The organism is Klebsiella sp. CSG-1, from assembly GCF_056521145.1.
Genome location: NZ_JBWNLD010000008.1, coordinates 258,458 through 271,357, shown reverse-complemented (window position 1 = coordinate 271,357; position 12,900 = coordinate 258,458). Strand labels below are relative to the sequence as shown.

The window sequence follows — 12,900 nt, the reverse complement described above, 5'->3', positions numbered from 1 at the left end:
CGGGTTTTGCTCTTAGCGACGTTCGACGGCGTCGATGCCAGGTGAAACGATTGCAGACCTGATAAGCGCAGCGCCATCAGGCGATTCCCCGGCGGCGCGCGGCTTGCCGGGGCGACAAATCACCCGTCTGACTTACATCCGCTCGACGGTTTCAATACCCAACGTATCCAGGCCCTGTTTCAGGGTTCTGGCCGTCAGCTGCGCCAGCTTCAGACGGCTGTTGCGTGCGGTATCGCTCTCGGCGGTGATAATCGGGCAATGCTCGTAGAAACCGGAGAACAGGCCGGCCAGATCGTAGAGATAGGCGCACATGACGTGCGGCGTTCCTTCACGGGCCACAACGGTCAGCGTCTCTTCGAACTGCAGCAGGCGCGCGGCCAGCTGCGCTTCACGCGCTTCGGTAATGATCACCGGCGCCGCAGCCAGCGCCTGCTCGTCAACTTCCGCTTTACGGAAGACGGACAGCACGCGGGTATAGGCATACTGCATATACGGCGCGGTGTTGCCTTCGAACGCCAGCATGTTATCCCAGTCAAATACATAGTCGGTGGTGCGGTTTTTGGACAGATCGGCATACTTCACTGCGCCAATACCGACCGCATTGGCCAGCTGTTCCAGCTCAGCGGCAGGCATGTCCGGATTCTTCTCGGCCACCAGGCGGCGCGCGCGCTCCAGCGCTTCATCCAGCAGATCCGCCAGCTTCACGGTACCCCCGGCGCGAGTTTTGAACGGCTTACCATCTTTGCCCAGCATCATGCCGAACATGTGATGTTCCAGCGGCACGGATTCCGGCACATAGCCCGCTTTACGCACGATCGTCCACGCCTGCATCAGGTGCTGGTGCTGACGGGAATCGATGTAGTAGAGTACCCGGTCGGCGTGCAGCGTTTCATAACGATACTTCGCACAGGCGATATCGGTCGTGGTGTAGAGGTAGCCGCCATCCTTTTTCTGGATGATGACGCCCATCGGTTCGCCTTCCTTGTTTTTATACTCATCAAGGAACACCACGGTTGCGCCTTCGCTCTCGACGGCCAGACCTTTAGCTTTCAGATCGGCAACAATGCCTGGCAGCATCGGGTTATACAGGCTTTCACCCATTACGTCATCGCGGGTCAGGGTGACGTTCAGACGATCGTAGGTAATCTGGTTTTGGGTCATGGTGATGTCAACCAGCTTGCGCCACATCTCCAGGAAGTAAGTATCGCCACCCTGCAGTTTTACTACGTAGTTACGGGCGCGTTCGGCAAAGAGTTCATCTTCGTCATAATGCTTTTTGGCATCGCGGTAGAAGCCTTCGAGATCGGACAGCGCCATTTCACCGGCGTTTTCCTGCTGCTGTTTTTCCAGCCAGGCGATCAGCATACCGAACTGAGTGCCCCAGTCGCCCACGTGGTTCGCGCGGATCACCTTATGACCGAGGAACTCAAGCGTACGGACGGCAGCGTCACCGATGATGGTGGAACGCAGATGGCCGACGTGCATCTCTTTGGCGACATTCGGCGCGGAGTAGTCAACGACGATAGTTTGCGCCTGCGGCCGGGCGACGCCCAGGCGCTCTGACGCCAGTGCGCTGTTCACATTTTCCGCTAAAAAGGCCGGATCGAGGAAAATATTGATAAAGCCGGGCCCGGCGATTTCAACCTTGTTAGCAATCCCGTTAAGGTCGAGATGAGACAGTACCTGCTCTGCGAGTTGTCGCGGCGCCATACCCAGCTTTTTCGCTACTGCCATCACGCCGTTGGCCTGATAGTCGCCGAACTGGATTTTTGCTGACTGGCGGACCTGAGGTTCGCAATCGGCAGGCGCACCTGCCGCGATCAGGGCCTGGCTGACTTTTTCTGAGAGAAGAGCCTGAATATTCACCGGAATACCTTACGTTTAAGGCGCTATAACCCCTGCGGGGCGGCGCCGGAATGTGGACAAATTAGGGCAGGAGTATACTGCATTTGCGCCCATGCGTCAGCACCGCGCGCGCGTTGCCGGGCGGCACGCTTAATGAATAGCCACTCGACGAACCCGACAGAAGATTCCCGGTTGGTCGCCGCCGGGAAACGCGATAAATTACCCCCCTTTGACCTGCATTGAGGTGCAATATGGCAAACTGGCAGCAAATTGATGAGCTTAACGATATTTCCGCGGATCTGCCGCGTTTCACCGACGCGTTAAGCGGTCTGGCCAGGCGACTTGGGTTGGATATCGCCCCGCTGGATGCCGACCATATTTCCCTGCGCTGTCACCAAAACGCCACGGCGGAGCGCTGGCGTCGCGGTTTTGAACAATGCGGCACGTTGCTGTCGGAAAACACCATCAACGGTCGACCAATCTGCCTGTTCAAACTGGATGAGCCGGTTTCGGTGGCCCACTGGCGTTTCAGCGTGGTTGAGCTGCCGTGGCCGGGTGAAAAGCGCTATCCGCATGAAGGATGGGAGCACGTTGAAATCGTGCTGCCGGGCGAGGCGGATGCGCTCAATGCTCGTGCGCTGGCGCTGCTGTCTGATGAGGGGTTAAGTCAGCCGGGGATTTTTGTCAAAACCAGCTCGCCGAAAGGGGAGCGCGAACGGCTGCCAAACCCGACCCTGGCGGTGACGGACGGCAGCGTCACGATTAAATTTCACCCGTGGTCAATTGAGCAAATTGTCGCCAGCGAACAATCTGATGCGTAACAGTGTGAAGCGACGCGGTTTTTGAACGGATAAATCATGACATGCTGTGTTGCCCGCAGCGTAAAGGAGAAGGAAATGACGCTACTGGAAGTCTGCTGTTACAGCATGGCCTGTGCGCAAGAGGCGCAGCGCTGTGGTGCCGATCGCATTGAGCTCTGCGCCGCGCCACATGAAGGGGGATTAACCCCGTCGCTGGGTGTGCTGAAAACAGTACGCGCAATGGTGACCATTCCGGTGCATCCGATTATTCGCCCGCGCGGCGGTGATTTTTGCTACACCGAGAGCGAGTTTGCGGCGATGCTCGATGATGTGGTGACGGTCAGGGAGCTGGGTTTTCCCGGCGTGGTCATCGGGGTGTTAGATGCGGATGGTCGGGTCGATATCGCGCGCATGCAAAAAATCATGGCGGCGGCCGGTTCGCTGGCGGTCACGTTCCATCGGGCTTTTGATATGTGTGCGGATCCGTATCAGGCTTATCGCACGCTGGCCGATTCCGGCGTGGCCCGTATCCTGACATCGGGTCAGCAGGCCAGCGCGGAAAAAGGTCTTTCATTAATTACGGAACTTATTGCCCTGGGGGATACTCCAACCATTATGGCTGGTGCAGGTGTTCGAGCGGCCAACCTGGCGAAGTTTCTTCAGGCTGGCGTAAAAGAAGTCCACAGCTCAGCCGGGCACTGGGTGCCATCGCCAATGCGCTTCCGTCATTCCGGATTGTCGATGTCCGCCGATGCCGACGCAGATGAATATTCGCGCTATGCCGTTAATGGCGTAGCGGTGGCAGAAATGAAGCAAATCATTTCTGCGCAGAGAAGTTAAACCGTTTTTTGCTGCACATCATGTCGCCCAATATGATGATTGCCCGTACCAGGCCCCTGCAATTTCAACAGGGGTCTTTTTTTGACCTTTATTTGCAGCCGGCTGACTTTTTCGCCAGCGACTGCTGGGTTTCGGGTTTGTTGGCAATAATCACCGCGCGCACCGGCGCCGGGTAACCTTCAAGCGTTTTACCGCTGTCGTCGGGGTCGAGGAAGTCAGCCAGTGACTCCGTAATCATCCATTCGGTACGGCGCTGCTCTTCGGTGGTGGTGGCGCAGACATCGACAATCCGCACATCGACAAATCCACACTTCTCCAGCCACATTTTCAACGCCGCGGCCGACGGAATAAAGTAGACGTTGCGCATCTGCGCATAGCGGTCGCCCGGGACCAGAACGGTATTTTCATCCCCTTCGACCACCAGCGTCTCCAGCACCAGTTCGCCACCGTCGACCAGCTGATCTTTGAGCTGCCATAAATGGTCGAGCGGCGAGCGGCGGTGGTACAGCACGCCCATCGAAAAGACGGTATCGAAGGCGTTCAGTGCCGGAAGCTGCTCAATGCCCAGCGGCAGCAGGTGGGCACGCTGATCGTTACCCAGCAGCTTACGCACCGCTTCAAACTGGCATAAAAACAGCTGCGTCGGGTCAATCCCGACCGCCAGATGCGCGCCGGCGCCGATCATGCGCCACATGTGATATCCGCTGCCGCAGCCAACGTCGAGAATCGTGCGTCCGGTCAGATCGGAGAGGTGCGGCAATACGCGCTCCCATTTCCAGTCAGAACGCCATTCGGTATCGATATTCACGCCGTACAGCGAGTATGGCCCTTTGCGCCAGGGCATCAGGTTTTTCAGCAGATTCTCTACGCGCAGCCGATGGCCTTCGCTTAGCGGCGTTTCGCTTTCGGCGGTGACGCTATGCAGCAGGTCCAGGCGATACGGAGCCAGCTCCGGCAGAAACTCTACGGCCCGTTCCCACTCGCGGAATTTGCCGTGCAGAGCTTCCCGTTGCCAGGCCGCTACCTGGGCGGGGAGTGTCTCCAGCCAGTGAGATAGCGGGCTGAGGGCAATACGTTGATAAAAATGATTGAAATCGATCATGCTTTTTCCTCTGATTTCACCGCCACCAGTGAACCAAAGTTAAAGCACTGGAACCACAATTCGGCATGTTCAAACCCGGCTTTATGCAGGCGGGCTTTGTGCGTTTCGACCGAATCGGTCAACATGACGTTTTCCAGCATGCTGCGCTTCTGGCTGATTTCCAGTTCGCTGTAGCCATTGGCACGCTTAAAGTCGTGATGCATGTTGAACAGCAGTTCGCCAACATGCGCATCTTCAAAACTGAATTTTTCGGACAGCACCAGCGCGCCACCGGGATTCAGCCCCTGGTAAACCTTATCCAGAATGGCCTGGCGTTCGTCGGGGGCCAGAAACTGAATGGTGAAGTTCAGCACCACCATGGAGGCGTTGTCGATGGTAATATCACGAATATCGCCTTCCACAACCTCGACCGGCGTTGGCGCTTTATAGGCATCGATGTGGCGACGGCAGCGTTCGACCATCGCCGAAGAGTTATCCACCGCGACAATTTTGCAGCCAGGGTGGGCAATGTTACGCCGGATAGAGAGCGTTGCCGCTCCAAGCGAGCAGCCGAGGTCGTAAACCTGGGTATCGGGCTGAACGAAGCGTTCAGCCAGCATGCCGATCATAGAAATGATATTGGAATAGCCGGGCACGGAGCGCTGGATCATATCCGGGAAGACTTCAGCAACCCGTTCATCAAAGGTCCAGTCGCCGAGGCTGGCAATCGGCGCGGAAAAAAGCGTATCGCGGTGAGACATAACGTTAAACCCGAAAAAACGAAAACGGCGTATTGTGCGCTAATGTAAGGAGAAAACCAACTCCCAGGGCATATACCACAGATTCGCGAGCACCATCAGCACCAGGGCGCACCAGGTGGCGCTCATTCCGGAGCGACGCCAGCTGAAAAGCCGGTGGTGAAAACCGTAGGAGTGCATCAGTCGTCCGGCAATCAGCAAGATACCGCAGACGTGCACCATCCAGTTCTGCGCGCCATTCATCTCCATAAACAGCAGCAGGATGATGCCAATGGGGACATACTCAACGGCGTTGCCGTGCACGCGGATAGCAACCTGTAGTTCGCTAAACCCTCCGTCACCATACCCGACGTGGTATTGCGTGCGCAGACGTACAACATCAAAAGAAAACTTAATTAGCAATAACGCACCCAACACCGCGTACAGCGCGCTGACCATACAAAAAACTCCCTTTCACTCTTTGAGATGGCTCCGATTAGCATAGCAGGATATCAGAAAAGCGCGGTTTGCTGCGGAATTGACGGTGCGCTCCCGACCTCTGGCATCACCCGGCGTAAATCTTCCCAAAGCGTGCTGACCAGCTCCGGGGCCTGTGCGATGTCCGGGGTGTGGAGAAATAAATAGGGCGTTGTCGACTGACGCCATTTGGCTAAGGTCTGCAGCCAGACGCCAAACAGCCGGTGATTGTGGACCATGTCATCGCTGCCGATAAAGCGAACCAGCGGATTCCCCGCCGTGACCACGGCATGAACCGGAAGCTTGGGTTTTTTACGCTGGGCGTCGATCATGGCCGGATTTCGCGCGACGGCGCTATGCACCGGGCGGCTGTCGAGGATGGCGCGATTCACGTTACGCTGATGCAGCCCGCGATTGAGCGCCTTTTCGGCGTCCCCTTTGGCGAAAAACTCCGGATGCCGCACTTCGACGCCATAGGTGAATGAGGTCGGCAGAGTATCGAGAAAGTGCCACAGGGCAGAGAGGTCGCCGGGGCCAAAGGTGGCGGGCAGCTGCAGCCAGTACTGGCCAATACGCGTTTCCAGCGGCGCCAGACGAGTAAAAAACTCATGGCTCAAGCCGTCGCAATGGCGCAGGGCGGCCTGATGCGAAATGGTGGCCGGGAATTTAAAGCAGAAGCGAAAATTATCGTGGGTTTGCTCATACCAGCGGGCGACGATTTCCGCCTTCGGCAGGGCGTAAAGGGTCGTATTGCCCTCCACGCAGTTAAAATGGCGAGCATACTCTTCAAGGCTGGTGATGCCCAGACGCACCCACTTCGGGTGCGACCATTGCGGGAGCCCGATATAAATCATAAGGCGGAGAGAACGTCCTCGGTGCTGCGCACGCGGGCGATGCGCGGGAAAATATGGGTCATGCTGCCCTGGTGCTGCTCGGCTGAGGCGGCGCTGCAGGCGTCTTCGACGATAACCAGGTTGAAGCCCAGCTCCCAGGCATTACGCGCGGTGGATTCAACGCCGATGTTGGTGGAGATGCCGCAGAGAATAATGGTATCAATACCGCGACGGCGTAGCTGCAGTTCGAGGTCGGTACCATAGAAGGCGCCCCACTGGCGTTTGGTGACTTCGATATCGCCGTCCTGTTTGCCCAGCGCCTGCGGCCAGGTCCACCAGTTGTCCGGCAGGGCGTGCCCGCCGGCCTGCGCATCAACCGGCTGTTTCAGCGCTTCGGCAAAATCAGCGGACCAGCCGACGCGGACCATGATGACCGGCGAGCCTTGTTGACGGCACTTTTCGGCCAGACGGGCTGCGCGCGTTACCACGTCATCGGCACGATGCGGCCCGCCGGCGAAGGGCAAAATACCCTCTTGCAGATCGATGACAACGAGCGCAGTTTTTTTCGCATTGAGTTCTAACATGGTATCCCCGTATCTTCTTCTGTGGTTTGACCGTTACAATACCGTTGCCGATCCGGCTCATGGGTAACAATTTTTGTTAATTTTTGTGAGCACAGGCAATAAGCGTACAGCAAAGCAACGTACAAACTGCATCGGGCTTATCGTGCGGCGGAAATTCTATTATAATGGCCGCCTTTTTTCATTCAGTTGTGACATTCAGCTAAAGCTGCGACTCCGTCGCCTGCGAGGCAGGCACAATCCGCCTGCGGCTAAGTTAAGGGATATCTCATGCGTACAGAATATTGCGGACAGCTACGTCTGTCCCACGTGGGGCAGCAGGTGACTCTGTGTGGTTGGGTCAACCGTCGTCGTGATCTTGGTAGCCTTATCTTCATTGATATGCGTGACCGCGAAGGCATCGTGCAGGTGTTTTTCGATCCGGATCGTGCGGAGGCGTTAAAGCTGGCTTCCGAACTGCGCAATGAGTTTTGCATCCAAATCACCGGTACCGTACGCGCGCGCGACGAAAAAAACGTCAACAGCGAGATGGCCACCGGCGACATCGAAGTGCTGGCCTCTTCGCTGACGATCATCAACCGTGCAGAAGCGCTGCCGCTTGACTCCAATCACGTCAACACCGAAGAAGCGCGACTGAAATACCGTTACCTGGACCTGCGTCGTCCGGAAATGGCTCAGCGCCTGAAAACCCGTGCGAAAATCACCAGCTTCGTGCGCCGCTTTATGGACGATCACGGTTTCCTCGATATCGAAACCCCGATGCTGACTAAAGCGACCCCGGAAGGTGCGCGTGACTATCTGGTTCCGAGCCGCGTGCACAAAGGCAAATTCTACGCGCTGCCGCAGTCTCCTCAGCTGTTTAAACAGCTGCTGATGATGTCCGGTTTTGACCGTTACTATCAGATAGTTAAATGCTTCCGTGACGAAGACCTGCGTGCAGATCGCCAGCCGGAATTCACCCAGATCGATGTGGAAACCTCCTTTATGACCGCGCCGCAGGTGCGTGAAGTCATGGAAGAGCTGGTTCACAAACTGTGGCTGGACGTGAAGGGCGTCGATCTGGGCAAATTCCCGGTGATGACCTTTGCGGAAGCCGAGCGCCGCTTCGGTTCTGATAAGCCGGATCTGCGTAACCCGATGGAGCTGGTCGATATTGCCGACCTGGTGAAGGCCGTGGAGTTTGTCGTCTTCTCCGGCCCGGCCAATGATGCCAAAGGGCGCGTCGCTGCGCTGCGCGTGCCGGGTGGCGCTGCGCTGACCCGTAAACAAATTGACGAGTATGGCAAGTTCGTGCAGATCTATGGCGCGAAAGGCCTGGCTTACATGAAAGTTAACGAGCGTGCGAAAGGTCTCGAAGGCATCAACAGCCCGGTAGCGAAATTCCTCACCGCAGAAATCGTTGAGGCGATCCTTGAGCGCACCGGCGCCCAGGATGGCGACATGATTTTCTTCGGCGCCGACAACAAGAAAGTGGTTGCCGATGCGCTGGGCGCGCTGCGTCTGAAGCTGGGTAAAGACCTGAGTCTGACCGACGAAACCAAATGGGCGCCGCTGTGGGTGATCGACTTCCCGATGTTCGAAGATGATGGTGAAGGCGGTCTGACCGCGATGCACCACCCGTTCACGTCGCCGAAAGACATGACCGCGGAAGAGCTGAAAACCGCGCCGGAAACCGCGATCGCCAACGCCTACGATATGGTGATCAACGGTTATGAAGTGGGCGGCGGTTCCGTCCGTATCCACAATGGCGACATGCAGCAGACGGTATTCGGCATCCTGGGCATCAACGAACAGGAACAGCGTGAAAAATTCGGCTTCCTGCTGGACGCGCTGAAATACGGTACGCCGCCGCACGCGGGTCTGGCCTTCGGTCTTGATCGTCTGACCATGCTGCTGACCGGTACCGATAATATCCGTGACGTTATTGCCTTCCCGAAAACAACCGCCGCGGCCTGTCTGATGACCGAAGCGCCGAGCTTTGCTAACCCGACTTCCCTGGGCGAGTTAGGTATTCAGGTTGTGGCGAAAGAGACAAAAGAGTCTCCGGAGAATAAGTAAGATGTCATTCAAGCTTCCCGTTTCCGTTCTGGTGGTCATTTATGCCGAAGATACGAAGCGGGTGCTGATGTTGCAGCGACGCGACGATCCCGCCTTCTGGCAGTCGGTAACCGGCAGCCTGGAAGCGGGGGAGACCGCAGCGCAAGCCGCCGTGCGTGAAGTAAAGGAAGAGGTCGCGATTGATGTTGCTCATGAGCAGCTGACCTTAATGGACTGTCAGCGCACGGTGGATTTCGAGATATTTTCTCATTTACGTCATCGCTACGCGCCGGGCGTTGAGCGCAATACGGAGTTTTGGTTCTGTCTTGCGCTCCCTCATGAACGCCAGATTGTCTTCACGGAACATCTGGATTACCGCTGGGTCAATGCGGCAGACGCTGCCGCATTGACCAAGTCGTGGAGTAACCGGCAGGCGATTGAAGAATTTGTAATTAACGCCGACTAGTCTTCCCAGCCGTTTGCAGGTCGAAAGGCTGTGGGAAGCAGGCATTTTTGGAGAGTTTTTTATGGCAGGTCATAGTAAATGGGCCAACACCAAACACCGCAAAGCGGCACAGGATGCCAAGCGCGGTAAGATCTTTACTAAAATCATTCGTGAGCTGGTTACCGCAGCGCGCCTGGGCGGCGGCGATGTCGCTTCCAACCCGCGTCTGCGTGCGGCAGTGGATAAAGCGCTGTCCAACAACATGACCCGCGACACGCTGAACCGCGCTATCGCCCGTGGCGTAGGCGGCGATGAAGACGCAAACATGGAAACCATCATTTATGAAGGTTACGGCCCAGGCGGCACCGCGGTCATGGTTGAATGTCTGAGTGACAACCGCAACCGTACCGTGGCTGAAGTGCGTCACGCTTTCAGCAAAACCGGCGGCAACCTCGGTACCGATGGTTCCGTGGCCTATCTGTTCAGCAAAAAAGGGGTGATCTCTTTTGAAGCGGGCGACGAAGACGTCATCATGGAAGCCGCGCTGGAAGCCGGTGCGGAAGACGTCGTGACCTATGACGATGGCGCGATTGACGTCTACACCGCGTGGGAAGAGATGGGCGCGGTGCGCGATGCGCTGGAAGCAGCTGGCCTGAAGGCTGACGCGGCCGAAGTATCGATGATTCCTTCAACTAAAGCGGATATGGACGCGGAAACAGCGCCTAAACTGCTGCGTCTGATCGATATGCTGGAAGACTGCGACGACGTGCAGGAAGTGTATCATAATGGCGAGATCTCTGATGAGGTCGCAGCAACGCTGTGATACCCGTAATCTTTCAGCCCACAGCGGTGTTGGCTCTCCCCGCTCACCCCGGTCAGGGAGTGAATCTACGCTCCCGGGGATTCGCGGCAGGGCCGCCTGGCTGTGAACTGAAATATTCAGGGGCTCAGGGATTAGTTATTACCGGAGGTGCGTGATGGCGATTATTCTCGGCATTGACCCGGGGTCACGCATTACCGGTTATGGCGTGATTCGTCAGGTCGGGCGACAGCTGAGCTATCTTGGCAGCGGCTGTATTCGGACCAAAGTCGACGATTTACCGTCGCGCCTGAAGCTGATTTACGCTGGCGTGACGGAAATTATCACCCAGTTTCAGCCGGACTATTTCGCCATTGAGCAGGTGTTTATGGCGAAAAACGCCGACTCAGCGCTGAAGCTGGGGCAGGCGCGCGGCGTGGCGATTGTCGCGGCGACCAATCAGGACCTTCCGGTCTTTGAGTATGCCGCAAGGCAGGTTAAGCAAACCGTGGTCGGCATCGGCAGCGCGGAAAAAAGCCAGGTGCAGCACATGGTGCGCACGCTGCTTAAGCTTCCCGCCAACCCCCAGGCGGACGCGGCGGATGCGCTGGCTATCGCCATTACCCACTGCCACGTCAGTCAGAACGCGGCTCAGATCAGCGAGACGCGGCTCAATCTGGCGCGTGGCCGCTTACGATAACCTCAAATCAGGCTGGATATTCATCCAGCCTTTTTTTATGATACCGCAGATACTTTAGCCCTTAACGCAGGAGCTCCATGTGATAGGCAGACTCAGAGGCATCGTTCTCGAAAAACAACCCCCGCTTGTATTACTGGAAACGGGAGGCGTGGGCTATGAAGTACATATGCCAATGACCTGTTTTTATGAACTGCCGGATGTGGGCAACGAGGCCATCGTTTTTACCCATTTTGTCGTTCGCGAAGATGCGCAGCTGCTCTATGGTTTTAATAACAAGCAGGAACGCACCCTGTTTAAAGAGCTGATTAAAACCAACGGCGTCGGGCCAAAGCTGGCGCTGGCGATTCTCTCCGGCATGTCGGCGCAGCAGTTTGTTAATGCCGTAGAGCGTGAGGAGCTGGCTGCCCTGGTGAAACTGCCGGGTATCGGTAAGAAAACCGCTGAGCGTCTGATCGTTGAAATGAAAGACCGGTTCAAAGGTCTGCACGGCGATCTGTTTACGCCAGCGACGGATCTGGTGCTGACTTCACCGGCTGGCCCGTCTGATGACGATGCGGAGCAGGAAGCGGTTGCCGCGCTGGTGGCGCTGGGCTATAAACCTCAGGAGGCCAGCCGGATGGTGAGTAAAATCGCGCGCCCGGATGCCAACAGTGAAATGCTAATTCGTGAAGCGCTCCGCGCCGCGTTGTGAGGTAAGGGATGATTGAAGCAGACAGGCTGGTTTCAGCAGACAGCACCGGGTTTGAAGAGTCGGCCGATCGCGCAATCCGCCCCAAATTACTGGCAGAGTATGTCGGTCAACCGCAGGTGCGTTCGCAAATGGAGATTTTTATCCAGGCGGCAAAGCTGCGCGGGGATGCGCTCGATCACCTGCTGATCTTTGGCCCGCCGGGGCTTGGGAAAACCACCCTGGCAAATATCGTCGCCAATGAGATGGGCGTCAACCTGCGCACCACCTCCGGTCCGGTGCTCGAGAAGGCGGGCGATCTGGCCGCCATGCTCACCAATCTCGAACCCCACGACGTGCTGTTTATTGATGAAATACACCGCCTTTCGCCGGTGGTGGAAGAGGTACTGTATCCGGCGATGGAAGATTACCAGCTGGATATCATGATCGGCGAAGGGCCAGCGGCGCGGTCGATCAAAATCGACCTGCCGCCGTTTACCCTGATTGGCGCCACGACGCGCGCGGGGTCGTTAACCTCGCCGCTGCGTGACCGTTTCGGAATTGTACAGCGGCTGGAGTTTTACCAGGTCCCTGACCTGCAGCATATCGTCAGCCGCAGCGCCCGCTTTATGGGCCTGGAAATGAGCGACGAAGGGGCGCTGGAAGTGGCGCGCCGGGCGCGCGGTACGCCGCGTATCGCCAACCGTCTGCTGCGCCGGGTACGTGACTTTGCCGAGGTACGCCACGATGGCACCATATCGCTGGACATCGCCGCCCAGGCGCTGGACATGCTGAATGTTGATGCGGAAGGGTTCGATTATATGGACCGCAAACTTTTGCTGGCGGTCATCGATAAATTCTTCGGCGGCCCCGTCGGCCTGGATAACCTGGCGGCGGCGATTGGCGAAGAGCGGGAAACGATCGAGGATGTTCTGGAACCGTATCTGATCCAGCAAGGCTTTTTGCAGCGCACGCCGCGTGGGCGGATGGCGACGGTACGCGCCTGGAATCACTTCGGCATCACGCCGCCGGCAATGCCGTAATCTGCCTCCCGGCAG

At 57.2% G+C, this 12,900-nt stretch carries 14 protein-coding genes; 8 read left to right on the top strand and 6 right to left on the bottom strand.

Annotated elements, in window-relative coordinates; genetic code table 11:
- Window positions 1-132 precede the first annotated feature (132 nt).
- Window positions 133-1,866 (bottom strand): arginine--tRNA ligase, encoded by a 1,734-nt coding sequence (gene argS, locus AC007G_RS20040; RefSeq protein WP_032695298.1) that lies wholly within the window; start codon window positions 1,864-1,866, stop codon window positions 133-135.
- 230 nt (window positions 1,867-2,096) lie between these two features.
- Here argS and AC007G_RS20035 point away from each other — a divergent pair, with 230 nt between their 5' ends.
- Both AC007G_RS20035 and cutC read left to right on the top strand, forming a co-directional pair.
- Window positions 2,097-2,666, top strand: a complete 570-nt coding sequence (locus AC007G_RS20035; RefSeq protein ID WP_046852197.1) for a VOC family protein — start codon at window positions 2,097-2,099, stop codon at window positions 2,664-2,666.
- Window positions 2,667-2,741: 75 nt separating this feature from the next.
- Window positions 2,742-3,485 carry a copper homeostasis protein CutC gene (cutC, locus tag AC007G_RS20030; RefSeq protein ID WP_142630714.1) on the top strand — a complete coding sequence of 248 codons (744 nt, stop codon included), beginning with the start codon at window positions 2,742-2,744 and terminating at the stop codon, window positions 3,483-3,485.
- Window positions 3,486-3,573: 88 nt separating this feature from the next.
- Here cutC and cmoB read toward each other — a convergent pair whose 3' ends face one another.
- The 5 genes from cmoB to AC007G_RS20005 are packed head-to-tail and all read right to left on the bottom strand — an operon-like array spanning window position 3,574 to window position 7,197.
- Entirely contained in the window at window positions 3,574-4,587 is a 1,014-nt protein-coding gene (gene cmoB, locus AC007G_RS20025; RefSeq protein WP_032686914.1) for a tRNA 5-methoxyuridine(34)/uridine 5-oxyacetic acid(34) synthase CmoB, read from the bottom strand.
- Window positions 4,584-5,327, bottom strand: a complete 744-nt coding sequence (gene cmoA, locus AC007G_RS20020) for a carboxy-S-adenosyl-L-methionine synthase CmoA (RefSeq protein ID WP_004864067.1) — start codon at window positions 5,325-5,327, stop codon at window positions 4,584-4,586. Before cmoA ends, cmoB begins: the two co-directional genes overlap by 4 nt.
- 39 nt (window positions 5,328-5,366) lie before the next feature.
- Window positions 5,367-5,762: an MAPEG family protein gene (locus tag AC007G_RS20015; RefSeq protein ID WP_046852198.1), complete on the bottom strand. Its 396-nt coding sequence runs from the start codon at window positions 5,760-5,762 to the stop codon at window positions 5,367-5,369.
- Between the two features lie 53 nt (window positions 5,763-5,815).
- Entirely contained in the window at window positions 5,816-6,634 is an 819-nt protein-coding gene (locus AC007G_RS20010) for a DUF72 domain-containing protein (protein ID WP_142630713.1), read from the bottom strand.
- Window positions 6,631-7,197 (bottom strand): hydrolase, encoded by a 567-nt coding sequence (locus AC007G_RS20005; RefSeq protein WP_131056050.1) that lies wholly within the window; start codon window positions 7,195-7,197, stop codon window positions 6,631-6,633. The genes AC007G_RS20010 and AC007G_RS20005 overlap by 4 nt, the downstream gene beginning before the upstream one ends.
- Before the next feature lie 267 nt (window positions 7,198-7,464).
- Here AC007G_RS20005 and aspS point away from each other — a divergent pair, with 267 nt between their 5' ends.
- From aspS to ruvB, 6 genes are all read left to right on the top strand, one after another.
- Window positions 7,465-9,252 (top strand): aspartate--tRNA ligase, encoded by a 1,788-nt coding sequence (gene aspS / locus AC007G_RS20000; protein ID WP_142630712.1) that lies wholly within the window; start codon window positions 7,465-7,467, stop codon window positions 9,250-9,252.
- Between the two features lies 1 nt (window position 9,253).
- The gene (gene nudB, locus AC007G_RS19995) at window positions 9,254-9,697 is read left to right on the top strand and encodes a dihydroneopterin triphosphate diphosphatase (RefSeq protein WP_032686918.1); all 444 of its coding nucleotides are present in this window, start codon (window positions 9,254-9,256) and stop codon (window positions 9,695-9,697) included.
- Window positions 9,698-9,758: 61 nt separating this feature from the next.
- On the top strand, window positions 9,759-10,499 hold the full coding sequence (locus AC007G_RS19990) for a YebC/PmpR family DNA-binding transcriptional regulator (RefSeq protein ID WP_032687322.1): 741 nt from the start codon (window positions 9,759-9,761) through the stop codon (window positions 10,497-10,499).
- Window positions 10,500-10,653: 154 nt separating this feature from the next.
- Window positions 10,654-11,175 (top strand): crossover junction endodeoxyribonuclease RuvC, encoded by a 522-nt coding sequence (ruvC, locus tag AC007G_RS19985; protein ID WP_004864044.1) that lies wholly within the window; start codon window positions 10,654-10,656, stop codon window positions 11,173-11,175.
- A gap of 79 nt (window positions 11,176-11,254) precedes the next feature.
- Window positions 11,255-11,866 carry a Holliday junction branch migration protein RuvA gene (gene ruvA, locus AC007G_RS19980; RefSeq protein WP_004864039.1) on the top strand — a complete coding sequence of 204 codons (612 nt, stop codon included), beginning with the start codon at window positions 11,255-11,257 and terminating at the stop codon, window positions 11,864-11,866.
- An 8-nt stretch (window positions 11,867-11,874) separates the two neighbouring features.
- Window positions 11,875-12,885, top strand: coding sequence for a Holliday junction branch migration DNA helicase RuvB (gene ruvB, locus AC007G_RS19975; RefSeq protein WP_032695287.1), 1,011 nt, complete (start codon window positions 11,875-11,877; stop codon window positions 12,883-12,885).
- The last annotated feature ends 15 nt before the right edge of the window (window positions 12,886-12,900 follow it).

Coding starts and splice junctions, on each gene's coding strand:
- AC007G_RS20035 (WP_046852197.1), top strand. CDS start 2,097: ATGGCAAACTGGCAGCAAATTGATGAGCTTAACGATATTTCCGCGGAT.
- cutC (WP_142630714.1), top strand. CDS start 2,742: ATGACGCTACTGGAAGTCTGCTGTTACAGCATGGCCTGTGCGCAAGAG.
- cmoB (WP_032686914.1), bottom strand. CDS start 4,587: ATGATCGATTTCAATCATTTTTATCAACGTATTGCCCTCAGCCCGCTA.
- cmoA (WP_004864067.1), bottom strand. CDS start 5,327: ATGTCTCACCGCGATACGCTTTTTTCCGCGCCGATTGCCAGCCTCGGC.
- AC007G_RS20015 (WP_046852198.1), bottom strand. CDS start 5,762: ATGGTCAGCGCGCTGTACGCGGTGTTGGGTGCGTTATTGCTAATTAAG.
- AC007G_RS20010 (WP_142630713.1), bottom strand. CDS start 6,634: ATGATTTATATCGGGCTCCCGCAATGGTCGCACCCGAAGTGGGTGCGT.
- AC007G_RS20005 (WP_131056050.1), bottom strand. CDS start 7,197: ATGTTAGAACTCAATGCGAAAAAAACTGCGCTCGTTGTCATCGATCTG.
- aspS (WP_142630712.1), top strand. CDS start 7,465: ATGCGTACAGAATATTGCGGACAGCTACGTCTGTCCCACGTGGGGCAG.
- nudB (WP_032686918.1), top strand. CDS start 9,254: ATGTCATTCAAGCTTCCCGTTTCCGTTCTGGTGGTCATTTATGCCGAA.
- AC007G_RS19990 (WP_032687322.1), top strand. CDS start 9,759: ATGGCAGGTCATAGTAAATGGGCCAACACCAAACACCGCAAAGCGGCA.
- ruvC (WP_004864044.1), top strand. CDS start 10,654: ATGGCGATTATTCTCGGCATTGACCCGGGGTCACGCATTACCGGTTAT.
- ruvB (WP_032695287.1), top strand. CDS start 11,875: ATGATTGAAGCAGACAGGCTGGTTTCAGCAGACAGCACCGGGTTTGAA.